Annotated in this window: 17 protein-coding genes; 3 read left to right on the forward strand and 14 right to left on the reverse strand. The window is 43.8% G+C overall.

Features of this window, described 5'->3' with window-relative positions; genetic code table 11:
- Nucleotides 1-121: 121 nt before the first annotated feature.
- The 9 genes from WS42_RS09465 to WS42_RS09505 form a co-directional block, all read right to left on the reverse strand.
- Nucleotides 122-1,300 (reverse strand): hypothetical protein, encoded by a 1,179-nt coding sequence (locus WS42_RS09465; protein WP_013611906.1) that lies wholly within the window; start codon nt 1,298-1,300, stop codon nt 122-124.
- 10 nt (nt 1,301-1,310) lie between these two features.
- Complete coding sequence (locus WS42_RS09470; protein ID WP_046402840.1) at nt 1,311-2,252, reverse strand: nucleoside recognition domain-containing protein; 942 nt, start codon at nt 2,250-2,252, stop codon at nt 1,311-1,313.
- An 89-nt stretch (nt 2,253-2,341) separates the two neighbouring features.
- Entirely contained in the window at nt 2,342-3,343 is a 1,002-nt protein-coding gene (locus tag WS42_RS09475; protein WP_046451024.1) for an NAD(P)H-dependent glycerol-3-phosphate dehydrogenase, read from the reverse strand.
- A gap of 16 nt (nt 3,344-3,359) precedes the next feature.
- A complete protein-coding gene (lysS, locus tag WS42_RS09480; RefSeq protein ID WP_013611909.1) occupies nt 3,360-5,081 on the reverse strand; it encodes a lysine--tRNA ligase in 1,722 nt (573 codons plus the stop codon).
- Nucleotides 5,082-5,237: 156 nt separating this feature from the next.
- A complete protein-coding gene (locus WS42_RS09485) occupies nt 5,238-6,563 on the reverse strand; it encodes a TlpA family protein disulfide reductase (protein WP_046451030.1) in 1,326 nt (441 codons plus the stop codon).
- Between the two features lie 24 nt (nt 6,564-6,587).
- Nucleotides 6,588-8,024 carry a RagB/SusD family nutrient uptake outer membrane protein gene (locus tag WS42_RS09490; protein ID WP_022160379.1) on the reverse strand — a complete coding sequence of 479 codons (1,437 nt, stop codon included), beginning with the start codon at nt 8,022-8,024 and terminating at the stop codon, nt 6,588-6,590.
- A 12-nt stretch (nt 8,025-8,036) separates the two neighbouring features.
- Entirely contained in the window at nt 8,037-11,558 is a 3,522-nt protein-coding gene (locus WS42_RS09495; RefSeq protein WP_022160380.1) for a SusC/RagA family TonB-linked outer membrane protein, read from the reverse strand.
- 101 nt (nt 11,559-11,659) lie between these two features.
- Nucleotides 11,660-12,856, reverse strand: coding sequence for a FecR family protein (locus WS42_RS09500; protein WP_046451025.1), 1,197 nt, complete (start codon nt 12,854-12,856; stop codon nt 11,660-11,662).
- Nucleotides 12,857-12,930: 74 nt separating this feature from the next.
- A complete protein-coding gene (locus WS42_RS09505; RefSeq protein ID WP_113028043.1) occupies nt 12,931-13,485 on the reverse strand; it encodes an RNA polymerase sigma factor in 555 nt (184 codons plus the stop codon).
- 814 nt (nt 13,486-14,299) lie between these two features.
- On the opposite strand from WS42_RS09505, the gene recJ reads away from it, so the two are divergent.
- Together recJ and recR are read left to right on the forward strand one after the other, a co-directional pair.
- Nucleotides 14,300-16,024, forward strand: coding sequence for a single-stranded-DNA-specific exonuclease RecJ (recJ, locus tag WS42_RS09510; protein ID WP_046451027.1), 1,725 nt, complete (start codon nt 14,300-14,302; stop codon nt 16,022-16,024).
- Nucleotides 16,025-16,058: 34 nt separating this feature from the next.
- Nucleotides 16,059-16,670 (forward strand): recombination mediator RecR, encoded by a 612-nt coding sequence (gene recR, locus WS42_RS09515; RefSeq protein WP_013611934.1) that lies wholly within the window; start codon nt 16,059-16,061, stop codon nt 16,668-16,670.
- Nucleotides 16,671-16,683: 13 nt separating this feature from the next.
- Here the strand turns inward: recR and WS42_RS09520 are convergent, their stop codons facing one another.
- The gene (locus tag WS42_RS09520) at nt 16,684-18,474 is read right to left on the reverse strand and encodes a thioredoxin fold domain-containing protein (protein ID WP_162613250.1); all 1,791 of its coding nucleotides are present in this window, start codon (nt 18,472-18,474) and stop codon (nt 16,684-16,686) included.
- Nucleotides 18,475-18,688: 214 nt separating this feature from the next.
- Between WS42_RS09520 and WS42_RS09525 the strand changes: the two genes are divergently transcribed.
- On the forward strand, nt 18,689-19,837 hold the full coding sequence (locus tag WS42_RS09525) for an acyltransferase (RefSeq protein ID WP_046403366.1): 1,149 nt from the start codon (nt 18,689-18,691) through the stop codon (nt 19,835-19,837).
- Between the two features lie 66 nt (nt 19,838-19,903).
- Here WS42_RS09525 and WS42_RS09530 read toward each other — a convergent pair whose 3' ends face one another.
- From WS42_RS09530 to WS42_RS09545, 4 genes are all read right to left on the reverse strand, one after another.
- Nucleotides 19,904-21,151, reverse strand: a complete 1,248-nt coding sequence (locus tag WS42_RS09530; protein ID WP_022160385.1) for a zinc metalloprotease — start codon at nt 21,149-21,151, stop codon at nt 19,904-19,906.
- A 19-nt stretch (nt 21,152-21,170) separates the two neighbouring features.
- Nucleotides 21,171-22,619, reverse strand: coding sequence for a RagB/SusD family nutrient uptake outer membrane protein (locus WS42_RS09535; RefSeq protein WP_022160386.1), 1,449 nt, complete (start codon nt 22,617-22,619; stop codon nt 21,171-21,173).
- A gap of 11 nt (nt 22,620-22,630) precedes the next feature.
- On the reverse strand, nt 22,631-26,107 hold the full coding sequence (locus tag WS42_RS09540; RefSeq protein ID WP_162610051.1) for a SusC/RagA family TonB-linked outer membrane protein: 3,477 nt from the start codon (nt 26,105-26,107) through the stop codon (nt 22,631-22,633).
- Nucleotides 26,108-26,207: 100 nt separating this feature from the next.
- On the reverse strand, nt 26,208-26,849 hold a 642-nt coding region (locus WS42_RS09545), incomplete at its 5' end, for a FecR family protein (protein ID WP_046451029.1).

Genomic DNA, 26,849 nt, shown 5'->3' on the forward strand with positions numbered 1-26,849 from the left:
GTAACTTCGCAACAAACAGCTGACAGTTTTTTTGTCCGATACTAAACAAGCTGTCAGAACAAGTCTTGACTATTACAAATAATCCGTCTTATTTACCTCATACTCATCTTCCTCTAGTTTTTCAATTCATTTTATCTACAGAACGGACAAATTCGATATCCTCCCGGAACAATTTCCGGTAAGTGATATGGGTGCGCCAGGCTTTCGCTCCGATGTAATCCATCAGATGTATCATTGGAGGATTAAAATCGCCCACCCAATTCAATTCCAGATATTTATATTCCCTGTTCGCTTCGATAATGCGCTCAGTAAAGCGTTTGATCATGGCCGCTTCCACTCCTTTCCCCTGAAACTCGGGTACCACTCCGAACAACTGTCCCAAAGCCACATCGATTTTCCGGAAATGACGGTAATACATCAGTTTCAAACCACCCCACAAATTCATTTTTCCATTTAAATGTCTCACTACCTGATTGATTTCCGGGAACATCAGGAAAAAACCAATCGGTTGCTCTTTATAAAAAGCAAAATAAATCAAATCCTTATCGATAATCGGTTGTAAACTTTTATAAATCGCTTCTACCTGCTCCCGGGTAATCCCATCTACTCCGTGTACTTCCAGATTCCAGGCTTTATTATAGACCTCCAATAAGGCTTCTATGGCTTTCTGCTTCCCGATATCCCCATAGGTCTGGACCGTATAATCGGGATTTTTCAATATCCGGTCGGCTTTCCAAACGACAATTTTAGAAAGGCTGTCCATAACAAGACGGGTGCGGAATGTAAACTGTTTGAAAAAATCCCGGAAACCGTAGTTTTCAAAAAAAGAAACATAATAAGGCTGGGTATAAGGCATCGCATAAACAGGCGACTGATCGAATCCATCGACCAACAACCCCCACCACTCAATCCGTTCCCCGAAATTTACCGGCCCTTCCATGGCCTCCATACCTTTTCCTTCGAGCCACTCCCTGCATTTATCGAACAAACAAAAAGCGGCCTGCCGGTCGTCGATACATTCAAAAAATCCCATTTGCCCGACACTATATTTGTCCAGATGACAGGTTTTCCGATTGATAAAAGCAGCTACTCTCCCTACACATTGCCCTGCCTCGTCCTTCAAAATCCAGCGGATACATTCGCCATTTTGGAAACAAGGATTTTTCGCAGGATCGAATACATTCCGGATATCATTATCCAAAGGACGTATCCACCAGGGATTTCCTTTATATAGTCTTACCGGTAATTCCAGAAAGTCCGTTTCATGTTGTCGGGTAGTTACTTCAATTAAAGTATACATAACAAAAAAATTAAATTTTTTGACTTAAGGCCATTGCTTGAGCCGGAAAGATAAAATCGGCCAATCGCTTGAGCCAAACGACAATAAAAGCCAATAATATTCGCGGGACGATCAGCCATACGACAGGTAACCCCAATACGGCAAACAACAAAGGATCTTCCAACTGCGAATGCGATATCGCCAGATGATAATTCAACAAATCCGCTTCGGTCCCGGTTAGTTTACCTTGCCGGGCATAATCCATCAATACAGCGGAACCGTAAGCCAACCCCAGCGTATTGCCCACCACCCATAAAAAAGCCACCTGTCGGGGTAAACCCAACAATTGCATACCCGGACCTAAAAGCGAAGAGATCCATTTCAATATCCCGAATTCTTCCAACAGACGTTGCAGGATCATCAATCCGGTAATCAGGGCCACGACTTTCAGGGACAACCACAGACTGGTTTGCAGCCAATTGAACAAAGTATCGCGGAATCCCAAGTCGACAGAAGGCTGCGCTATCATCCGCCCTGCAAACTCCGGCAAGATCAGATTTAAAACGGCAGCAGCGATAAAACTACAGGTAAAACGGAGTAAGACCATCTTCCAACCCGCAGAACCGGTTTTCTTCTGTACCAAAGTTTCCACCGGATAATTATGGGAAATCAGGCACATCATAGCCAACAAAATCCCTTCTCTCACCGTGAAATCCATATTCGACAGCAAAGCGATCACCGTATAGATATTGGTAAAAATACCGGTCACAAAGACCAAAGCCGCATCACCGGGCAAACCGATCCTGGTGAACAAAGGAGCTACCACAGCAGAAACAGCCGGCAACACCTGAAAGTAGGTAAGCAACATCACCACGAAAGAAACCGGAAGCATAATCTTCAAAAACCAGCAAGAGGTTTTCAATGCCACCGGCCAGACTTTCCTGATACAACCGATTATCCTTTCTTTCACCATATCCTATTTTCTCTTTTTTCCTCTTCCCCCTTCTCTCTCTCAGCCTATAGCTTTTAGCATTTAGCTTTTAGCTTTTAGCATTTTACTTTTTACCTCAACTGCTCGGTCAGCAACCGGATCTCCAATGCCGGGCTAATCCGTTCGTACAGAATATTATAAACGGCATTCGTTATCGGCATATGCACATTATACTGGTCGTTGATTTCTTTAATTCCTTTCACGCCGAAATACCCTTCGGCAATCATCAGCATTTCCATTTGTGCCGATTTCACCGAATATCCTTTACCGATCATCGTCCCGAAAGTCCGGTTCCGGCTAAACTGTGAATAAGCGGTTACCAGCAAATCCCCCAGATAGGCCGAGCTCTTGATATCCCTTTCTATCGGATGAACGGCAGCCACAAAACGCTCCATCTCCTGAATGGCATTGGATACCAAAACGGCCTGAAAATTATCTCCATATCGCAATCCATGACATATTCCCGCTGCAATAGCGATAATATTCTTCATAACAGCCGCATACTCCGTACCATAGATATCGTCCGAAATCGTCGTCTTCACATAATGGCAGTTGAACAATTGTGACACCAACCGGGCCACCCGGGTATCGTCACAGGCAAAGGTCAGGTAAGACAGGCGTTCCAAAGCAATCTCTTCTGCATGACAAGGCCCTGAAATCACCACGATCTGCTCCAAAGGTACTTCATACTGCTGGTGGAAAAACTCACCGATAATCAGATTATCATCCGGGATCATTCCTTTAATCGCCGACACCACAATCTTGTCTTTCAACGGACGGGTGGCTTTTGCCACCACATTTTTAAGAAAAGCACTCGGTATAGCAAAAATGATGATATCCGAATGGGCAATCAGTTTGTCCAGATTATCCGTAAAAGAAATCCGCGACAGATCGAAATCGACCGAACAAAGATAGCGAGGGTTATGGTTCAACTCTTTAAAAGCGTTGATGGTCTCGATATTACGCATAAACCAATTGATATGCTCATTCGTTTCCAGCAGAATCTTAGCAATAGCCGTAGCCCAGCTTCCGCCGCCGACGATCGCAATCCGTGGATTTTCAGGAATTTCCATGCCGATAAAATTTAGTTTAAGCCAACCATTTTTTCACTTCTTCGGGAGTCAACCCTGACAATCCCAACTTTTCTTTTTTGTTGATTCCGCAAAGCTCCTGATGCAATTTATTCGTATTCCCGACAGCTTTCAAAGCTTCCACCGTCTGATATCCGGCTTTCTTCACCACTGCGATCCATTCTTTCGGAATCCCCAGCGCCTCGTATTTCTCATCGCCGTCTACGGTAACTTTCTTTTCGGGCTTCATCTGGGGAAAGAACAACACATCCTGAATCGACGCGCTATTGGTCAGGAACATACAAAGCCGGTCGATACCGATACCCATACCGGAAGTCGGCGGCATGCCGTATTCCAGTGCGCGTACAAAATCATAGTCGATATACATGGCTTCGTCATCTCCTCTTTCCTGCAATTTCAGCTGATCCTGAAAACGTTCCAGCTGATCGATCGGGTCGTTCAGCTCGGAATAGGCATTAGCCACTTCCTTACCGTTTACAAACAGCTCGAAACGTTCGGTCAGTTCCGGATTTTCGCGATGTTTCTTCGTCAACGGCGACATCTCTTTGGGATAATCGTAAATAAAAGTGGGCTGGATATAATGTCCTTCACACTTTTCACCGAAGATCTCATCGATCAGTTTACCCTTACCCATGGTCTTATCCACGGGGATCTCCATTTTTACACAAGCCTCGTACAACTCTTCTTCCGACATTTTCTCGATGTCGTACCCGGTATATTCTTTAATGGCATCGGCCATACGTACCCGCCGGAAAGGACGTTTAAAGTCGATTTCATTTTCGCCTATCACCGCTTTCGTAGTCCCGTTGATCGCCAGCGCAGCCGTTTCGATCATCTCTTCCGTGAAGTTCATCATCCACAGATAATCTTTATAAGCCACATAAATTTCCATACAGGTAAATTCCGGATTATGTGTCCGGTCCATTCCCTCATTCCGGAAATTCCGGGAAAATTCGTACACCCCTTCAAAACCGCCGACAATCAGCCGTTTCAGGTATAATTCGTTGGCAATACGCAAATACAAAGGGATATCCAATGCATTATGATGAGTGATAAACGGACGTGCAGACGCTCCTCCGGGAATGGCTTGCAACACAGGGGTTTCCACCTCCAGATACCCTTTGGAATTGAAGAAATTCCGGATAGCGTTGATCATCCTGGTACGTTTCACAAAGACTTCCTTGACCTGAGGATTCACGATCAGGTCGAGATAACGCTGGCGGTAACGCTGTTCGGGATCGGTAAAGGCATCGAACACCTTGCCTTCCTTCTCTTTCACAATCGGCAGCGGCCGCAACGATTTCGACAACATGGTCAATTCTTTGGCGTGTACGGAAATCTCACCTGTCTGTGTGCGGAACACAAATCCCTTCACTCCGACAATGTCACCGATATCCATCAATTTCTTGAAAACCGTATTGTAAGCGGTCGATGCTTCATCTGTAGAAATATCGTCCCGGCTGACATACACCTGGATCCGGCCGGTAGCATCCTGTAATTCGAAAAATGAAGCTTTACCCATAATTCTCCGGCTCATCATCCGTCCGGCAATCACCACATTCCGGGGCTCTGCTGTTTCGTCGAACCGCTCTTTTATTTCTGCCGCATGGGCATTCACTTGAAACTCCGGTGCCGGATAGGCTTCTATCCCCAGTTTAGCCAATTCATTCAATGAATTTCTTCGGATAATCTCTTGTTCACTTAATTCCGTAAAGCTCATCTTTTATATTTTTAATTGTTTTACTTCCAACAAACTATCATTCCAGAATTTTAATTAATTTTGCAAAGTTACTATTTTCCCGAAGTAAAAACAAATCAAAATAAAACAGCCATTGTCGGGTTTTCAACAATGGCTGTTTTTACAATCCTGATCGACTTATTTTTTCAATATTTTATCAAGTAATTCCACCGCTTCCGGCTGAGAAGGACGCGGAGCATAAGCATCTATGATCTTGAAATTTTCGTCTATCAATAAAAAACGGGGAATATATTTGATCTGCCACCCTTCATTCAGATTTTTTGTATCTGTACAATTGTATTCCGGTATCCTGGCTTCTTTGCCTTCGATAAATGAAAGCCAGGACTTTTTCTCTGTATCGGTAGAAACAGCCAGGAAAACGATATTATCGTTCCGGTATTTTTTCGCCAGCTCATGGAATTTCGGGGATTCCTGAATACAAGGTCCGCACCAGGTTGCCCATAAATCCACATAAATCACCTTGCCTTTATAATCACTCAGACGAGCCGTTTTCCCATCCGGAGCAAGCAATTCCAGATCCACAGCCGGACTTCCTTTCAGTAATGCCCCGGCAGAATTAAGTTTTACTTCCAATACTTCCCGGATATCCGTATTTTTCAACTTTCCGGCATATTCCCGTACTTCCCCGACAAGTTCCGTATTTATTTCACTATCCAGCTTATAAGCGTACTGTGCAGCGGTAAAAAGTTCTTGAGTACGTTCGGGAAATTGCAATTTTTCTTTTAGACCGGGAGTTTCCATGGCAGTGCCGATCACATCTCTGACAACAGCCACATCCAGATATTCCTCTCTATTTACCCGGGGAACGACTTTCAGCAAGTCGGGAATAATCTGCTGCATAAATTTCTCACGCTCTTCCCGGCTTCTCACCGGCTGTAAAGCACAGTAAGAGGGATAAGCAGTATAACTATTTGCCATGTCGGCGACAATACGGGCTTTCTCCAACTCTTTGAACGCAGGAGTAGCCTCTTTTACCCGCTCCAGTTCAGCCATCCTCAATTGAGCCAAAGAATCGACGGCAACTTTGATTTCCTCAAAGCTTCCTTTCCGGTTTCTTAATTCTCCCAAAAAAGAACCTCCCTTAGGAAACAGACGTCCCTTCATATAGGTATTCATCTCCGCTCCCTTTCCCTTAAAGACAGCCTCCCGGTTGTCAGTCGTGATATATACCTCCATATCGTCTCCCGGACTCAGATAAAGGGTGTTGCGGCTGATCCGGTAAAAAGCCGGTTTGGAAAGCGGTAAAATCGTATCGAAATGGCCTTCCCGATCCGTACGGATCATAAAGCTCCCCTCATCCCCTATCACACTGGTAGCCCCATCGTAAGACAGTTTCACCAGATCGGTTCCCATACCGACCAATTTCCCCTTCAGACGGACAGAATTTTGTGCCTGAACCGACACGACCGCCATGACAAATAAAATCGGAAATAAAAATTTCATATCGACCATATTAAATATTCGTATTTATCTTTCATAATCCGGAAGATCAGGCCGGAACCCCTTGACTACCGGCGGTATCGGAATAATATAGCGGTTGTCGTTGGGCGGTAAAGTCCAGGTTTGTCCATCCGCCGAATGGGTGATCGTTTTTTGGAAACGACTTTCTTTGTTCAAACGTTTCAGATCTACAAAGCGGTAGATTCCGAGGAAAGCGAATTCCCGGCGGCGTTCTTCCAGTACTTTCACCAGAGCCTCGTCCGCATTGGCAAAAGTCACATGTACATTGTTTTCTATGCGATGATCCCGTAACAGATTATACAGACGCGCAGCTTCCGCCAGGTTTTCCGTACCTCCTTCGCGTGCATAACACTCGGCAGCCGTCAGAATCACCTCCATATTGTTCAAAGCCAGATTCGCCCGGATATAAGGCATAAAAATTGTATACCCACGGAATTCCACACCGCTGTATTCATCGTCTACAAACCACAGTTCCCGGCGTTTATCCACAGCTCCCGGAGCCAGGTCCTTGTCATAAATATCCAGTAACTCCTGACTGGCATATACAGCCATTTGTAACCCGAAGACGGAGGGCGGATAACGTACGTAAATATTTTCCGGATTATCCATTCCTTCAGGATAAGGACTGCTGGGATCGTCTTTCCGTACAATCCTTCCGATATAAGCATTCGGTTTGGCGGTATATTCTGTCAGGTCTACCAATTCTTCACTGACTTCCAATGCTTTCTTCGCATTTTCCAAAGCTTTATCATATTCTCCGCGCATCAGATACATACGGGCCAGAAAACCATAGGCTACATTCTTCGCCGGACGGAATGTGTTCGGAGTTTTATCCAACAAAGCAGGCAGGGCATCGTCCAGGTCTTGCTTGATCGCCGTATACACTTGTTCTACAGTGCTACGGGAATAATTCAGGTCGGCCACATCTTCGCTGGAGATCAGAGGCAAGCCGTAATCGGTCGAAGCCGTTGCAGCGTCATAGGCCGGAGCATAAACCCCGATCATACAAAGATACTCGAAAGCCCGGGCAACCATCGCTTCCGATTTTAAGTTCAGCTTATCGGATTCCGAAGCATCCGTCACACTCATGATATTATTGATTACCGTATTACACACATAGATACGGTTGTAAGCATAGTTCCAGATCGGATCAGAAACTCCGTCATTGAAAACAGCCCCGTGTTCGAAAGCATAGAGATTTTTAATTTCATCATCCATAGAGGTAAAATTATTCTCTTCATCTCCGCTTCCCAGCTGAGCATCATCGGTAATATACACCGGATAATGATCCAGCGCTTTAGCCATCTGTGCGTAATTCATCAACTGACGGTAGTCGTCGTATTTCGAAGGAATGGTATATCCTTTCGGCTGTATGTCCAGAAAACGGTCACACCCCTGACAAAGGAACATGCCCCAAACAATCCATAAAAATATTTTTTTCATAATCATCTCCTTTTAGAATTTTAAAGATAAACCTAGCGTATATATGGTCGGGTCGAGCGCGCTTCTCGAAATAGATGTCAGAGAAGTCCCGTTCCAGGATTCCGGATTCAAACGTCTTTTCTGAGAACCCCACCACCAGATATTCTGAATCTGTGCATTGATACTCATTCCTGAAATAAAAGCTTTTTTTAGCCAACGTTCCGGCAAATTATAGGACAGGGTTACCTCCTTCAGCTTTATGTAATTCGCTTTTTTGATGTGTTTATCGGCAGCATACCACAAATAGGTATAGTTGGTACTGGCATTTCTCATAAAGGCCGGAGCTTTATCGGGATCGTTGGAATCTTCCGGAGATTTCCAGTAATTCCGGATACTCCTGTCCACATTCGTTGTTCCGGTTGTCGACGTGAAGTATTGAGGCATGACATCCCTCATCACATGTCCACCGTAATACAGAAACATAAAAGAAAGATCGAAACCTTTATAAGTCAGCATATTCGACATAGATGCAGAATAGGGAGGTATACTTGTTCCGGAGCGTACCAGATCCTCGACCGTCAGATCCGCAAGCGATTTCACGATCGTTCCGTCCTTTTTATAAGCCTGAGGATTTCCACTCTCGTCCAATCCGGCCCAACGTACACTGAATAAAGTTCCCATTGCCATCCCTTCTCTCGTATTCGTACCGCTGATATAACTGGAAACGGAGTTAGAACTGTTTTCCAGTTTTGTGATCCGGTTTTTATTGTAACTGAAATTAATATTCGTTGCCCAACGGAAGTCTCTTGTCTGTATATTCACACTGTTCAATACAATCTCATAACCGTGGTTGTACATCTCGGCATAGTTCATCGTCAGAGAACCCCAACCGGAAGTCGGGTCTGTAGCGATCGACCCCAGCAAATCCGAAGTATTTTTCGCATAATAGTCGAACGATCCTCCCAAACGGTTGTTAAAGAAGCTGAAGTCGATACCCAGATTGGTCTGGTTGGTTCTTTCCCAGCGTAAACCGGAGTTTGGAGGACTGGATACGGAACTGGAATATTCACCGGTCCAGGAATTGATTCCGGCAGAATATACGATCATATAAGGTCCGCTTTGTTTTGCAATGTTACCGTTGATTCCTTTGGTAAAACGGATGGAAAGCTGGTCCAGCCAGTCCATGTTTCCCATAAATTTCTCCTGTGCCATATGCCAGCTGACACCGACCGACCACAAAGGTTTGTACTGATACTTGGGATTCGTACCGAACAAATTGGACTGGTCCATACGGATACTCCCCGTAATGGCATACCGGCGGTCATAAGTATAGGAAGCATTTCCATAAAACGAAACGTAACGGTCCTCTTTATCGCCGAAAGTATCGGGATAACCGTTCGGAACGTGGGTATAAGAATTATTGATCGCCTCCGTACCCTGTTGGGTCTGGTTCAGTGTCGCTTCATCCAGGTATTTATGTGCCAGGCTGACCTTGTCATAACCGTATTTCTCTACATAGGTACTGGTACTGTGTACAGCACGGCGCTCACCACCGGCGATCGCACTGACCTCGTGTTTTTCATCGAACGTGCGGTTGAAATTGATCTGAGCACGCAAAGTATAGGAATTTTTATCGCTTCTGGTCTCGTCGATATACCCCCCTTCCGGTATCAGATGTTTAATACTTCCATCAGCATTCACGATGGATGAATTGTTGATCTGATTACGGAGCGTATAGGATTGGGGGGCATAATAATTCTGTACCAGCGAATTGTTTTTTTCCAGCTGATACCGCAAATCCACATCCAGCCCTTCGATAACCTTTACATTCAGGGCCACATTCACATTGGAATAGTTGCTCTTGCTGAAATAACTTTTCCGGTGCATTTCTTCCAATGGATAAAAAGACTCGTCGTTGAGCCCCAAGCCGACCAGGCGGTCTATCTCCGACTGGGATTTTGTCTGATACCAGTTCAATGGATTACCGTCTTCATCGAATAAAGTCTGATAGGAAGCACGTCCGCCGGTCAGATAAGTCGAAGGGGTAAAACCATTGTCATAATCTGCCTTTGTATAACTACCGACAACTCCCAGGTCAGCCCTCAGCCATTCAAAAAAGTTATAGGAACTTCTCAGGTTAAAACCTACCCGGTCATTATCCTGCCCCTTCGTTTGCAAAATATTCTGCATATAATTGACGCTGGCGGAATATTGATATCTATCCGAACTTCCGCGTAAAGCCAGATTATGTTGATGAGTGATCGCAGTCCGGAGGAAATTATCTTTCAGTTCATTGTAATTGTTCCGGTTCCGGTAAATATTCAACTGCCGGTTCATTTCATCATCGCTGATATTCCCGGCTTCATTCTCGTACAACAAATTGAGTACTTCATTCTGATAATATCTTTTGTCAGAGCTACTGTAGGGAGAATGATAAGTATTGAACATTTCTACCTGCCAATCTACCAGTTCCTCACTATTCATGAGATTCAGATAATCCCTGTCATCCCGTAAAGGAGTGATAACAACAGAACCGTTGTATTCGATCGTACTCTTTCCGGCACCTTTCTTGGTCATAATCACAATCACCCCGTTTGCCGAACGTGATCCGTAGATGGAAGCGGCCGTCGCATCTTTCAGAATAGTAATATTGGCAATTTCAGACGGATTGATCGCATCCAGGGAACCTTCATAGGGCACTCCGTCGACCACATATAAAGGAGTGGAAACTCCGGAAATCGTAGCCTTACCACGAATTCTCAGATCTCCTTTGTAATTCGTCAGACCGGCAGCCATACCTTCTATACGTGAAATAATACCAGGCTGCAATTTATGTTCGAAGTCTTTATTCGTTAAAACGGCAAACGAACCGGTAGCACGCTCCTTGGAAAGAGTCTGATAACCTGTTACCACCACATCGTTCAATTGGGTGGCCTCCGCCTCCATGGTGATGCGATAAGGTTCTTTTTTCAAAGGCATTTCCTTCGTTTTTAATCCCACAAACGATACGACCAGAGTTTCTTTTCCGATCAAATCCGGAGATACGCTCAACTGGAAATTCCCGTCTACATCCGAAACGGTCCCGATAACCTTATTGCCTTTTAAATAAACGGCAGCCCCGGGTAACGGACGTCCGTCCGCTTCCAGTATCAAACCTTTGATCACAATCTTTGTCTGCTGAGGAGCTGCTTCAAGCCGCTTTTGTTCGTAGATCACCACCGTATTATCTACAATTTCATAAGACAGGACGGTCCCTTTCAGGCATTGTTTCAAAATCTCTTCCACATTCGCATTCTCTACCTTCACAGAAAGATTCTTAATATTACTGATTTGTTCGCTGTTGCAGATGATATCGAAAGAACTTTTTTTCTGAATTTCCAGTAGCACTTCTTCCAAAGTAACATTCTTCATTTTCAAATTAAAAGCCTGTGAAAATACATTTGCAGCCGCGGTAATGTTAAACGCCAGTATACATAGCAAACCGATACGCGTTACCAGCAACATTTTCTGCAATTTACCCCGCCCGAAAAGCGGTTTAGTTCGCATTTTTTTCATACATTTGAGAGTTTTAAGTAATTAAACAATTCATGTCCCGCACGGACATTGGATTTATTATCTTGAACAGGCAGGAAATGGTCTAGATTTCCTGCCTTTTATCAGGATCTTTGATAAGGTACCACCATTATTTTATGATTCACATACCGGAAACTGACGAGTCTTGTAGCGCTCAATAGCTTCAGTACCTTTGTAATATCCTCATACCGGCTGATAACCCCGAATACCTTCAGGTTTTTCAAAGTTTCTTCGGAATATGTGAATTCTACATCGTACCATTTCTCCAGTCTCATGGTGATGTGCTGCATATCCTCATGGTTGAACACAAATTTCCCATCTTTCCAGGCCGTATAAGGTAAAGTATTTACTTTCAGACAAGTGATATCCGAAGTCGTACAATCGACCCGTGCCTGCTGAGAAGGTTCGAGAAAAACCGAATGCCGGCCCGGAACTTTCACTTCCACACTCCCTTCCACCAAAGTTGCCGCATAATAACCTTCCTGATTCAAAGTGTTCAGATTGAATTCCGTTCCCCACACCTGTACCGACAAGTCGTCGGATTTTACAATAAAAGGCTTTTCATTGTTCTTGGTCACTTTAAAATAAGCTTCTCCCCTCAAGGTCACTTCCCTGCTTTCACCGATAAAGGTAACCGGATATTGCAGTTCCGATTCGGCATTCAGATACACCAGTGTTCCGTCGGCAAGTTCGACCCTATACTCCCCTCCCCGGGGTACGATCAGCCGATTCATTTTCACTTCTTTCTTTTCCGTTTTTTCCGTCTTTTTATAAGAAATAACACCCGTATGTTCTGTATTCCGGACTGTTGCGTCCGCAGTTTGAAAAGTGCTCTGCCGATCCAGTTTTACAAAAGAACCATCCTCCAATATCAATACTGCCTTAGAAGAACCATGTGCTATAGCCGGAACCTGTGCAACAGCTACGGTTTCTACCGTTTCCGGTGTTTTATTCCCGGATATATAGAAAACCGAAACAGCAATTCCCAATACAGCACAAGCCACCGCTGCATACTTCAATATATTCGATCCGACCCGGTGTTTCCGTTTTCCCGATACTTTTTCCGATAACATTTTCCAGGCAGTCTCCGGCACAAATAGAGCAACCTCCTTTTGTTGCAATTCCATTCCTCCCATTGTAAGCAGTTCCTGATACAAACGTTCATTCTCCTCACTACTTTCCCTCCAAAGACGAAGTTCCGCAGCTTCCTCTCCGCTCAAAGAACCGGCAATCGCTTTCACGATCAGATCAGCAATATACAATTGTTCAAATAGATTCATAATTCTCTTTTAAAACGCACTTGTATTACTTAAACAATCGAAAACGAAAAATGGACTAATGAAAATTAATTTTTTTAAATAAAAAGGCCCCATAGCTTCTGAACTCTCTCTCTCAGAATTTTTACAGCCCTGACCCGATGATTTTTTACTGTATTTGCAGAAATGTGCAGTAGTTCGCCCACTTCTTTATAAGATTTTCCTTCAGACAACAAATTTACTACCCGTCGGCATTCCGGAGTCAATTCCTGTATCATTTCCAGTAATTGCCGTTCTACTTCCTGACGGATGATCAATTCTACAGCAGAAGTTTCAGTCTCCTCTCCTCTTTCTTCCAATTTTTCCGCCTTCATTTTCACATACCGCAAATAATTGATACCGGAATTACGAACGATTGTATATAGATAGGAACGTATCGTCAAAAGCGAGCTAAAATTCTGTCTGTTTTCCCATAATTTTACAAAAGCTTCCTGCACCAGATCGGCTGCAACACATTCCTCCCGAATCAAACGCAGACAATAAACACACAACGAAGAATAAAATTTTTCAAAAACATACCGGAAAACCTTCTCCTCTCCGGCTTGAAATGCAGAAATAAAAGTTTTCTCGTGGTCTAAATCGTATTCTTTCATAAAAAAACGTTCGATTCTTTTTGCGGGAATCTGCAACAAGAATAACCGACAGATGACAATTGATCATGGAGGATTACCGGAAGCTTCGCTTCCACGAAAAAACAGATTAATAAAGAAAAGCGAAAAGAAAAGTTAAACGTATATCCATTGATTTATAATTCGATAGAATAAACTTAAGGCTGTGGTTTATCCTTGTCAATTGTCAATTATTCCTTGTCAATTGACCAAGCGCCCGCAGAAAACAAGAAATCTATAAACTTTATGAACTTTCGACTAAATTAAACGAACCTTTATTTGGGTAAATCTGTAAAATTGTAATTTCTTAAGTAAAAAAGCAAATAACATATTCACTACTCATTAACAGAATTAAAAAGTTAAAATATCTATGTTTAAAAGTTGTATACATACCTGATATTTAACAAATTATCAACACATAATCCTCTGATTTACAAGTACTGTATGCACAACTTCTATGCAATATAAGTGAAATTTCTCGACATCTGCAAACAAATGGGAGGAAACTTAGCCGATGCATCTGGAAATGTCTCACCTTTTGAGCCTGCCTCCCGAATACTACGATGTGAGAGCTATCGCACTGAATAGGACAGGGGGAGACAAAGTAAATATACATGGCATTCATAATCCGGAGAATGCAATTCTGAATAAAAAAAACGAATCGTGCAAATTTTTGTAACAGAGCTTCTTAATTTTATATTTTCAATTTTCAGATTTTGTTATATGAAATTAATCTAGATTACACTTTGAAATAACAAGGAATTTCCGCTACTTTGTAGCAGAATTGGAAAAAAGTATAATGAAAAAAAGATGGGTCATCAATACTCCGCCGGAGACTACTAAGATAGAGGAACTTTCAAAAAAACTAAATTGTCACCCCGTTATAGCGAACTTACTGCTGCAACGGGGTATTACTAGTTCGGAACAGGCACAATCTTTTTTTTATCCATCCCTGAATATGCTGCACGATCCTTTCTTAATGAAAGATATGGACAAGGCAGTAGAACGTTTAGACCGGGCGATCGCCCAAGATGAAAAAATACTGATATACGGAGATTACGATGTCGATGGAACGACGGCAGTATCTCTGTTATACAAGTATTTGAAACACCACTGTAACAACGATAATCTGGAATACTACATCCCCGACCGCTATACGGAAGGATATGGGGTATCGATCAAAGGAATCGACTATGCCGCAGAAAACGGTTTTTCATTGATGCTGATCACCGATTGTGGAATCAAAGCAGTCGAAAAAGTCAAATATGCCAATTCCAAACAGGTGGATATCATCATTTGTGACCACCATACTCCGGGAGATACGTTGCCGGAAGCCATTGCGGTGCTCGATCCCCAACGTCCGGATTGTCCCTACCCTTACAAATGGCTGAGCGGATGCGGGGTCAGTTTCAAGCTGGTACAAGCACATAGTCTGAAGCACAATCTTCCGATGTCGGAGCTTTACAAGCTTTTGGATCTGTTATGCGTCAGCATAGCCAGCGATATTGTCCCGATCACGGGAGAAAACCGGATTCTGGCCTATTTCGGGTTACAGCAGTTGAACTCCAATCCCAGTCTGGGATTAAAAACGATTATAAAAATTTCCGGGATCGATAAAGAAATTACGATCAACGACATCGTTTTCAGAATCGGTCCCCGGATCAATGCAGCCGGACGGGTCGAATCAGGCCGGAAATCGGTGGAGTTACTGACAGCCGACGAGAAATGCTCTGCTGCCGGTATCGCTTCGGATATCAATACTTTCAACGACCAACGTAAAAAACTGGATCACGATATCACTGAGGAAGCCATTCGCCACATCAACCAATCGGAACTCGAACCGTCGAAAAAAACGACCGTATTGTTCAATGCCAACTGGCATAAAGGAGTGATCGGGATCGTAGCTTCGCGCCTGACCGAATCTTTCTATCGTCCGACGATCATTCTTACCGAATCGAACGGCTTGGCGACAGGCTCAGCCCGGTCGGTCGAAGGTTTCGATCTGTATTACGCTATCTCGCAATGCAGTGAATTTCTGGAGAATTATGGCGGGCATAAATATGCTGCCGGATTGACCTTGAAAATCGAAAATATAGAACCGTTCAAACAAAAATTCGAACGTATTGTCCGGGAAACGATCGACGATGAAATGTTGACCCCTCAGATCAATATCGACGCTAAAATCAAGCTGACCGATATCACTCCCGATCTGTATCATATGCTGCAAAAATTCGCCCCGTTCGGTCCCAACAATACCATCCCGGTCTTCATGACCGAGAAAGTAACAAACTTCATCGGCACCAAACGGGTGGGACGTAACAACGAACACCTGAAACTGGTCATTGTCGACGATACCAGGGCCTGTAACGACCGGAGCGGCATCGGTTTCGGCATGGGGCATCTCTATGATAAAGTGAACTCCGGCGGATTTTTCGATATCTGTTATACGCTCCAGGAAAATGAATTTATGGGGAAAAACGATATTCAGATGATAGTGAAAGATATTCGTTTGAGGGAGGAGTGAGGGGGAGAAAGAAAAAAGGAGAAAGGAAAAAAGGGTGAATTCTTCAAGGTTATTAGATAAAGCGGTCGATCAGTTTGCTTCCCTGCCGGGAGTAGGGCGTAAAACAGCTCTGAAATTCGTATTACATCTTCTGAAGAAAGATGTGCAGGAAGTCGACGACTTTTTGAAAAGTATCGGTGACCTGAAGAAAAACATCAAGGAATGCCGTCGATGTCATAATATTTCCGACGGTGAAATCTGCGAGATCTGTTCAGACCCGAAACGAGATAACACGACGCTCTGCGTCGTAGAAAACATCAAAGACATCTTATCGATCGAGGCCACCTCACAATACAACGGTTTATACCATGTGCTCGGAGGAATCATCTCTCCAATGGACGGTATCGGTCCTGCCGATCTGCACATTACTTCTTTAGTTGAAAGGGTAGAGCAGGAACCGATCCGGGAAATCATCTTTGCCCTCAGTGCCACCATCGAAGGAGATACTACCGGCTATTATATCTTCAAAAAAATGAAGAATAAAGAAGATCTCGTCATCAGCACCATTGCCAAAGGCATCTCTATCGGCAATGATCTGGAATATACCGACGAGCTGACTTTGGGACGTTCCATTGTCAATCGTGTCAAATTCAGCTTCAACGATTAGAGCACAAACGCAATTACTTTTTTCCCACCAGGTCGTCCGCCAGTTTTTCGAAAAAGCCTTTATATGAACTCATGCTTACTTTTCCGGTGACCCGTTCTTTTCGTTCCATTTCCTGAGCTGCTTGTACAAACCAGTGTGCCGCTTTGTAGCGAATAGCTTCGTCAGGACAATTTTCATTGATTTTCACTCCCCAGCTGTACAATTCGGCATCGGGAATTTTTTCTTCGTACCATTTTTCCTCTGCCAAATCGACGAATGTACGCCAGTCCCCGGTGCATTCGGCAGCATGCATCCGGGCATTCCGGACAATTTGCCGCCACTCTTCGACTTTTTCTTTTTTCAGTCGTTTGGTATAAGCTTTGAAACCGGCCTCATCAAAAACGCCGTCCTGAACAAAATTTTCAGCCCCGGCAATCCAGACCGCCGCTATCTTTTTCCGAACCTTATCTTCTCCGTAAAGGTCGTACAATTCTTTGCGGTGAGTCAATACATATTGAAAAAGGTCTGTATCGGCAAGCATATAATAGCGGTCGAAAATATCCCAATATTCAGCTTCCCGGAGACAATCCGAAGGTAAAGCCGAGAAATAAACCGCTGCAATCTCTCCGGCTTCCCTGTATCTATCAGCCCGCCCCAACATCGCCATATAACTCTTTAGAAATTCGGGCCGGCGACTTCCCTGACGGAATTCCTTCTCCATTCCGGCCAATCCTTTTCCTTCCAACACCATCCGGGCCTCCTGCAGCAAATCTTCGGGACTCATGATATTTCTCACCCGGTGCAATTCGTTTCCCCCCGCATCCGTAAAAACCAACACCGCCTGACCCGATTCGCGGGCTACATTGACAAACTGCTGCTCGAAAAGGGCAGCCACTTCCGGGTCGGCAAATACGGTACGCAACATCTCTTTATGTGCACCACCCGGAATATAATAATCGATAAACACCGGTTTATTCTCCTGTTGCGCTTTAGCCCGAGCCTCCTCATCCGATAATTCCTGAAACGAAATTCCTCCGGCTTTTTTCAAAGCAAGAGCAGCATTGTCCAGCAATTGCTCCTTTGTTTCCGCCCCTTCATCCTGGTAAATCACTTTCCCTTTGGCATTCAAAAACAGAAAAGCAGGACACTGTTTTATCCCATATCGCCGGGCCAACTCTTGTGTCCGCGAGGTATTCACCCGCAGATTGACAAAATGGTCATTGTAATAATCGGCCACCTCGTCCAGGTTCAACACGTTTTTCTCCAATAACAAACAAGCCTGACACCGATCGGCGGTAAAATAAATACATACCGGCTGCTCCGCTTCCTCCGCTTTTGCCAAAGCTTCTTCGAACGGCAAATCCTCGAAACGAACAGAGCGGCTATTTCTTTTTTTCACTGCAGCCCGTTCCTTCGCCTTTTCGAGTGTTTCTCTTAAAGCAGAAGGATCTTGAAGTACCTCCTCCGGTTTTATCATTTCCAGCAAATCTCCATAAGGCATAAAAAAAGCAAACAGGGGAGGCTCGTACATCAATAAGTGCGTTTGAAATCCACTGTTTTTCGTATCGTTCGCATTCAGCCGGATTGCGATCACATTCCGCTGCAAATAATTCACCAGATCGGGTTTCGTCTGTATTCCTCTCTCCACTTTCGGGTCGATCGGTCCCACTTCGACCAAAACCAGCTTATTTTCCCGGGCTGCCTGCAAACTAGCCTGTTCCCAACTATAAGCCTGAAACAAGTCGACAGCTCTCTGGGCTAATGTCCGGTTTACCGGCATCAGTCCTCCCAGCCCTAATATAATCATGAATAAAATCCTCTTCATCACCGATTTATGTTTATACAAAAGTAAACGCATAATCGCTCATTTCCTTTTTTATTCGACAAGATTTAACATTTTTAACTTTGAAGTGATACAGAATTTTTTCCGGTATGACCAATTTTTATTAGTTATTGGCCAATATTTCACGGAAGTTGAGACAAATATTTCATTCTTTTGCGACGTTAAATAATCAGACGAATAACAAATAATGAATAACATGAATCACGATTTACCCTCTCCTTCACGCATCGTATGGCTGGATATCGTCCGGCTTACAGCAATGCTTATGGTGATCGGCGTACATTGTATCGATCCCTTTTACATCTCCCCGACCCTGGGAACCCTACCCGAATATAAATTCTGGGCTTCTGTATACGGCTCATTATTTCGTCCGTCGGTTCCCCTGTTTGCCATGATGACCGGATTACTCTTACTCCCGGTTGGTCAACAACCGTTAGGCGTTTTCTACAAGAAAAGAATTTTCCGGGTATTATTTCCTTTTTTGATATGGTCGGTGCTTTACAACTTATTCCCGTGGTTTACAGGAGTAGTCGGGCTTCCGAAATCCATTATCGGTGATTTTTTCTGTTATGTACAAGGAAGTGAATCCCAGTCTTTCAGCGATTCGCTGAAAGACATCGCCATGATTCCTTTCAATTTCTCCTTTAAAGAGAATCATATGTGGTACATTTACCTTTTGATCGGACTTTATCTGTACATGCCCTTTTTCTCTGCCTGGATCGATAAGGCCGATCGTAAAATGAAACAAACTTACTTGTGGATTTGGGTGATCAGCTTATTTCTCCCGTATATGGGCGAATATATTTCGCATTATCTCTATGGCACCGCCACCTGGAACGAATTCGGGACACTATATTATTTTGCAGGCTTCAACGGTTATCTCCTGCTCGGGCATTATGTCAAACAAGGAAATTCCTGGTCCGTCGGAAAAACACTGCTTCTATCCGCTCTCTTATTTGCAGCCGGCTATTCCGTCACTTTTACCGGTTTTAGTGCAGCAGCCCATAATCCGGCAGCTACCGAATCGGATATGGAATTATTTTTCACTTTTTGCAGCCCTAACGTGTTATGTATGACTCTGGCGGTTTTTCTGGCTTTGCAAAAAGTAGTCGTCTCTACGCCCGCCCTCATCCGTTCACTCGCCAATATCACAAAATGCGGTTTCGGTATTTACATGGTACATTATTTTCTGGTCGGCCCGGCCTTTTTACTGATCGGTAATTTCAATCTGCCGATTCCGCTACAGGTGCCGGTAATGGCAATTCTTATTTTCCTGTGTGCGTGGGGATTCACGGCCTTGATGTATCGCTTACTGGGTAGGAAGGCTCGTTGGATTATGGGATAAAATTTATGTGCTAATGTGCTCATTATGGAGTAACTCCCGGGAGCACATCAGCACATGGTTATTATATTAATCGAACATCCGTCCCGGACAATTAGCAATCACCTTCCTCATACGCAAAACCTGTTCATAGGTCAGGGAAGTCGATGCCGAACTTTTATCCATGATATTACAGGAATTATAATAAATCACCGGAGCCTGTTTATCATCCGAATAAGTATTCTTTTCCAAAGCAATAGGCCCTAATTCATAAGTATAAGTATCCGAACAAAAATCTACATCTCCGTTAACAAAGGGAATTCCCGAATAAGTACTGAACACCGTAGGCATTAATCCGAAATGTGTACCCAGATAATATTCATAGCCCCCTTTATTGATCGAGAATATCGAACTCACAGTAAGAGTAATGCCTACTTCACTATACGAAGTAAAACTTACTTCATCAGCTGTAGCAACCGAATTCATTTTCAAACCGGGTACAACGGTTCCGTTATCCAAAATATAAGCCGGAGCATAAGCATTGGTTCCATAAATTTCATCGTTTACCCAGATATTCAATATCCGGTTCGGGTCCCATAGTAAATTCTTGTTAATATAACCGGCAACTTCGCCATAAGCAGGAGTTCCCATTTCCACTCTGTTTATTCCCGGGGTAGCGAGTTTATTCCCTTGTACATCCACCGTAGCCAATTCAAAGCGAATTTTACTGTCGACGGCTACCGGATCGTCGGCATAAGTTCCCGAAAACACTTTGTTGGCCCGATCGATAAATCCCTGTAACAACCCGGTCGTTATGCCATCATACCTATTGATATTTTTATCTGTAACCAACAGATGGAAAACAACCGGAACAGTAATAGTCGGAAAATCCATTACCGGATCGGCGATCAAATGCACTTTACAAGGTTCACTTTCTATCCCATGAATAGTACATACAAATTCAACATCCGTTCCAGCCCCTTCGGTGGTCGAAAATTTCTGTCCCTCGATCAATTTGCCATCCCTGGTTTTAATCTGTATTTCAGATGCTTCGAAACGATCCATTTTCATTGCAGAAATCTTCGTAAACACAGAGTCTTTGACAATATGTTCCCCATTGATCACCTGTTCGATCGTCCGTTTATCTTTCACAAACGAATAAGCTTTTACAAGAAAACTCAATTGAGCTTTACCATTCGCGATCAAAACGGGACTATTGGGATAAATAGCCACCGAATCGACGGCTTCGATTCCGGGTTCGTACAACCAGGTTTCATATTCACTCTTTTCACACGAAAAAAGCAAAACAATCAGCAAAATATAACCTATTATTTTCATCTTATTCATCATTTTAGGATTACAACATATTCCATCCGGGATTTTGTTCGATCTGATTATTTTCCTGCATTTCTTCCAGCAAAGGGATAGGAAAACAGAAACGAAAATCATTATCTTCCAGCATATAGACGGCTTCTTCCGGATTTTGGTAAGAATTTCTGGACCATCCCTTCTGAATCCGGATCAGATCACACCACCGCATATCGTATTCGAGGCAAAACTCTCTCCGCCGTTCATTCATAATCTCTTGTAACAAATCTGCTCCTTTGTATCCCTGATAATTTCTGACCCGATGACGTTGGAACTCTTCCAAGGCTTGCCGGGCTTCTCCTTCCTGTCCGTTACGGGCATAACTTTCAGCCTCGATCAGATACATTTCGGAAACCGGGAAAAAGTGTAACACCCCATAGGAATTCGGCAGATCCTTGAATTTACGGATAGCCTTGTTTTCGGGATTAAAGTAAAGGGAACGGCGAACATCGTTTTCATCGAACAATTCGAACAGTTCATCCCGGACAAATTCGAGCAAACCATAAGCCTCCATCGTCCCATACATGCCTGCATCACCGGTATACCACAAAAAGGACAATAAGGCCTGATCTTTATTTTTATATACTCCCCCCTCACTTGTCTTATAGGTTTCAAAAGGTTTGAATTCATCTATCCCTTGCAACGGATAATTTTTCATAACCGCCTGTGCATGCGTAATTGCCTGAACATAATCCTCTTTCTCGCCAGCTCCCGAACCGCCTTTAAAAAGGTAAATCTCGGCCAGCAAAGCATGGGCCAGGTTCTTATCGTAAAAAATATTATAAGCCGGCCGGGGTTCTGTCTTACAATCAATGACCGTAGTCAACTCATCGATCAGAAACCGATATACCTGAGCCTGTGTTTTCCGCTGTTTATTATAACTTCCGACTGCTTGAGAATCGGTATTAAAGGGTATCCCCAATTCATTGCTGTGATAGGGAGAAAAATATTGTAACACTTTAAACAAATACCAGGCTCTCAGAAAACGGGCTTCCTGTTCGACGATATCTTTTTCTTCCTGTGAAGCACTGACATTCGCCAGTTCGTCGATAATCGTATTATAAAAACCGATATTACTGAAATAGTTTCCCCAGATCGTCCCGGGCATTGTGGTATTTTGCCAGTTCAAACTGTTTGTATACAACGCTCTTTTATTATTAGCCATCCAATTTCCGTTCAGCCAGGTATCGGTATTCAAATCGTCACTATAGAAACCGAAGAACAAATACAAATCGCTCGCTCTCCAGGGAACATTCGTCCCTGTTAATTTATGAGCACCGGTAGATGTCGTTGTATATAATTTCAAATGTGAACCCAACAAAGATTTTACATCGTCATAAGTTTTCAAAGCCAGAATATTCGATGGTTTTACTTCCAGATATTTTTCGCACGAAGTAAAACTCAAGAGCAAGGTGATATATAAGAATAATTTCTTCATCTCTTTCAATTTTAGAATCCAACATTTAAAGTAATCGTATATTTCCGGGAATTCGGATAACCGAACGACCCCATCAGTGCCGGATCGATTCCGCTATAACTGGAAACCGTAAACAGGTCTTTCGCTGTAAAACTGAGCCGGGCAGTGCTGAAACCTATTTTATGCAACCATTCGGGTTTCAGGTTATATCCCAGTGTCATATAGCTACAGCGGAGATAGTTTCCTTTCTCCAATAAGATATCGTACATATAGGAAGAATAGGTAGTAAAGGCTTCCGACATAGCAGGTACATTGGTGATATCTCCCGGTTCACGCCAGCGATTCGCTTCGGAGGTATGACGATTACGGGCATCCAGGCTTCGGAAGGTATTGAACGATTTGATTTTATGTCCGGTCTTAAACTCAAAATTAGCAGAAAAAATCAATTGTTTCCAATTGGCAGAAGTTGAAAATCCGCCCACGACCGGAGGAGTAAGATTTCCTAAATAAAACACCGAAGGGATAGGCCATGTAGCTCCGCTAACCGACATATCCAAGGTTGCCTCCCCGTTGCCGGTATAAGTCATCACCGCTCCGTTGATGGGATTGATTCCTGCAAATTTATACCCATACCAACCGTTCACCGGCTGATTCTCTACAAATTGATGTGCATTACTCAAGGTTGCTTTCGGCAGATCCTTCGTATCCTTATAATACGTATTTTTCACTTTATTATCGTTGATCGCAATGTTCGCTTTGGCATACCATTGAAAAGATTTATTTTTCAACAGCGTTACTCCCAGATCGATTTCCCATCCGCTATTATAAATATCGGCTACATTCTCCGTCACCTCACTCCGTCCGGAAGAATAGGGTAAAGCTTTCCGGTCGAGCACATCCCGGGTGATATTGTTGTAGTAATTCACCCCCAATTCCAACCGATAGTCGAATAGCGAAAGGTCCAGGCCGACATTCATATCCTGTTTGGTCTGCCATTTTACATTCGGGTTGGGGTAACTGAAAGAAGTCGGTACAGTTTGCCCGTCATAAATCACACTTTGTCCAAGGGTCATCACCACAAAAGGCAGTGCATTCTTGTCGATACTCCCGGTATATCCGAAACCACCCCGGACAGCGAACTGGTCTACCCACATCCACCGCTTCATAAATTCCTCCCGATGCAGATTCCAGCGTAAACCGACATTCCATAGCGGAGTAAACTGGTTGTCGTTTCCGATAATATCCGAACCGTCATAGCGCAATGCTCCGGTCAAAATGTATTTATCCAGGTAGGAATATGAGGCATTGGCAAAAAATGAAGACATTTTGCTGACCGACTTTCCTGTCCCTCCCAAGGCGCTATAATTGATTTCCGATCCGTCGATATCGTCCATTTCAGGGAATCCGACGATCCGGTGTTCTTCGTCGAATACCGGAGAATAATTGAAGGAATTATAAGCGGTCCGCTCCTGTATTTCCTGCCCGGCAAACAAAGAGATATAATGTTTTCCGGCATATTCCCCCGTATATTGAAGTGTATTCCGGAATGTATAGGCATTGGTATACCCTGTAGCCTCCCGCAAAGAGCCCTTCACCATATCATGCGGAATTTCTCCCTTGTAGGAATACCAGTTATTGATAAAATTGGTATAGGTATCCGCTCCTTCGATAATCCGGTTATGGTTGGAATTGGCATTATAAACCCCATGGGTCGTAAACATCAAGCCTTTGACGATTTCCCATTCCACCTTCAATGAAAGCTCGGCATCCAGATAACGGTTGGTATTGGTATTTCGGTTCAGATCGTCGAGAATATTGAAGGTATCCCAATCCAGCCCGTCCCGGATACTACTTTCCTTTGCATTGTAGCTGATATCGTAAGCCTTTGTACCATCCTCATTTTTCAATCGTTCATAAGGGTTGGCATACATTGCATATTCCAGGGAATTTACGCTACTGGCCGTCACCCTGTCGTTTTTCATAGTGGCCCCCAACCCACCGGTAATCCGGATTTTTTCGGAAGGATTATGGGTTAATTTAATGTTCATCCCCAACCGATCGTACTTATTATTGGGTTCGGTACCGACCTCTTTCAGGTAGTTCAAGGAAACGTAATGTTGTGTCTTCTCGTTACCTCCCGACATGCTGAAATTGTATTGCTGACTGATCGCCGTGCGATAAATTTCTTTAAACCAATCGGTATTGATTTTAGCTAATTCGCCGATCCGCCGTTCGGCCTCATCAGAAGAAATTTCTCCATAGGCTGCTTGCTGCAATAATTTAGTCACCCGCCCGGGGGTATAGATATATCCTTGCTGATCGTAAAAGATCTCGCGTTCGAACTGGATTTTCTCCGCAGTATTCATCATGTCGATGTTATTCCGGGGTCGTTCGGTAATCCCCACATTCACCGAAGCATTAAACCGGGTTTTCCCGGAAAGTCCGCTTTTCGTTTCGACGACGATCACCCCGTTCGCAGCCCTGGCACCGTAAATCGCTGTAGCGGCAGCATCTTTCAATACGGTGATCGATTTGATATCGTCCGGTGCAATATTACCGATTCCGGTCGTAAAAATAGTCGCCTGCAAATCGGTAGAACCGCTTTGGATGTTGGGAATCTCTCCTTGTAACGGCATACCGTCGACAATCCACATCGGCTCGGTACTCCCCGTCAACGAATTTACCCCACGAATCTGGATCTGTGCGTCCTGTCCGGGCCGGCCACTACTGATCATATTCAACCCCGAGATCGTACTATTCAGAATCTCGTCGATCGACTGTAATCCCCGGCCTGCAATCTGATTGGCGGTAATCGTCGCCGTCGTACCGGTCATTCGTTCCTTCCGGATCGTCTGATAACCGGTAACCACCACTTCTTCCAATTCTTCTTTTGCCGGTTTCAGCACCACTTCAAATTCACGACGGTCACCGGACTGTATTTCCACAGTTTGCATTCCAATGAACGAAAAAACAAAAATCCAATTCGTGGCAGGAGGCATCTGAATTTGAAAATTACCGTTCACATCGGTCGCTACTCCCAACGAAGTACCTTTGACAGCAACCGTAACTCCGGGCAACGGCTGTCCCTGGGAGTCACAAACAGTACCTTTATATAGAACACTTTTTGTCTCTTCTTCGGACTTTCTGAATCCCGGTGTGATAATAACCATATTATCGACAAACTCAAATTGAAATTCAGTTCCCAACAATTGTTGTAGTACCTCATCGATCCGCATGTTCTCACAATTCAGCGACACGGTCTTCTTCACATTCACTTCTTTATTACTAAAAAAGAAATCCAGGCGAGTCTGTTGTTTTAACTCCCGAATAGCCTCAGCAACAGAAGTTTTTTCCAATTTCAATGTAACCATTTGCTTCTGTGCCCGTATAGAAGCATGTAATGAGAATAGGAAACAACAGATAAAACAGAAGATTAATTTCATTACGAGTAAGATTTTACGGAGATGGATTTTCATACCTATCCCGCATTGGTTCGGATTTTTTTTCATAGTTTTGTAATTGAGGTTTGACATGTCCGGTTGGGGTTCGAAGTCAACCGGTATTTATTTCAGCCACCCGGTATTTGTTCGCTGCAAATACCGGTATTTTTTAATACACCGTCACAGTCCTTCCCTTAATATCGAATTCGACATTCGTGGTCTTGGTAATAATTTCCAATATCCGATTTGCCGTATAATCGCGCCGGATCACTCCGGTAAACTCTTCCTGTTTCAGGCTCTCGCGGGAAAAGAAAAAATGGATATCATACCAACGTTCCAACTGAGCAGCAATCTCTTCCAAAGATTCCGATTCAAAATAAAATTTTCCCTGCATCCAAGCGATAATCTCCTCAGCATCCACATTTTCAACTGTCAGGCAGCCCTTTTTGAGTTCTGCCCGCTGGTTGGGAAGTAAAACCACTTTCCGGGCATTTTCCCGGTCGGAAACCTCAACCTTACCACTGACTAAGGTGGTCTGTATCCTCTCATCACTTCGGGATGCGTTGATATTAAAACAGGTTCCCAATACTTTCACTTCCATAGCCGCCACTTCTACAATAAAGGGCATATCCGGATTCTTGACCACTTCAAAATAAGCTTCTCCTTTCAAAAATACTTTCCGTCGTTCACCGGCAAAATTCATCGGAAATTTCAATTCAGAATCCGAATTCAACCATACCATCGAACCATCCGGCAATACCAATCGATATTCTCCCCCTCTGGGTACTTCAATGGTGTTGTACACGGGTTC

This window comes from Odoribacter sp. N54.MGS-14 (assembly GCF_000980295.1).
Taxonomy (GTDB): domain Bacteria; phylum Bacteroidota; class Bacteroidia; order Bacteroidales; family Marinifilaceae; genus Odoribacter; species Odoribacter splanchnicus.

Excerpts from the sequence above, each read along its gene's own strand:
- WS42_RS09520 (WP_162613250.1), bottom strand. The coding sequence starts at position 18,474 with ATGAAGAGGATTTTATTCATGATTATATTAGGGCTGGGAGGACTGATG.
- WS42_RS09485 (WP_046451030.1), bottom strand. The coding sequence starts at position 6,563 with ATGAAATTTTTATTTCCGATTTTATTTGTCATGGCGGTCGTGTCGGTT.
- recJ (WP_046451027.1), top strand. The coding sequence starts at position 14,300 with ATGAAAAAAAGATGGGTCATCAATACTCCGCCGGAGACTACTAAGATA.
- WS42_RS09530 (WP_022160385.1), bottom strand. The coding sequence starts at position 21,151 with ATGAAAATAATAGGTTATATTTTGCTGATTGTTTTGCTTTTTTCGTGT.
- WS42_RS09470 (WP_046402840.1), bottom strand. The coding sequence starts at position 2,252 with ATGGTGAAAGAAAGGATAATCGGTTGTATCAGGAAAGTCTGGCCGGTG.
- WS42_RS09535 (WP_022160386.1), bottom strand. The coding sequence starts at position 22,619 with ATGAAGAAATTATTCTTATATATCACCTTGCTCTTGAGTTTTACTTCG.
- WS42_RS09540 (WP_162610051.1), bottom strand. The coding sequence starts at position 26,107 with ATGAAAAAAAATCCGAACCAATGCGGGATAGGTATGAAAATCCATCTC.
- WS42_RS09500 (WP_046451025.1), bottom strand. The coding sequence starts at position 12,856 with ATGAATCTATTTGAACAATTGTATATTGCTGATCTGATCGTGAAAGCG.
- lysS (WP_013611909.1), bottom strand. The coding sequence starts at position 5,081 with ATGAGCTTTACGGAATTAAGTGAACAAGAGATTATCCGAAGAAATTCA.
- WS42_RS09495 (WP_022160380.1), bottom strand. The coding sequence starts at position 11,558 with ATGAAAAAAATGCGAACTAAACCGCTTTTCGGGCGGGGTAAATTGCAG.
- WS42_RS09505 (WP_113028043.1), bottom strand. The coding sequence starts at position 13,485 with ATGAAAGAATACGATTTAGACCACGAGAAAACTTTTATTTCTGCATTT.
- WS42_RS09490 (WP_022160379.1), bottom strand. The coding sequence starts at position 8,024 with ATGAAAAAAATATTTTTATGGATTGTTTGGGGCATGTTCCTTTGTCAG.
- WS42_RS09525 (WP_046403366.1), top strand. The coding sequence starts at position 18,689 with ATGAATCACGATTTACCCTCTCCTTCACGCATCGTATGGCTGGATATC.
- WS42_RS09465 (WP_013611906.1), bottom strand. The coding sequence starts at position 1,300 with ATGTATACTTTAATTGAAGTAACTACCCGACAACATGAAACGGACTTT.
- WS42_RS09475 (WP_046451024.1), bottom strand. The coding sequence starts at position 3,343 with ATGGAAATTCCTGAAAATCCACGGATTGCGATCGTCGGCGGCGGAAGC.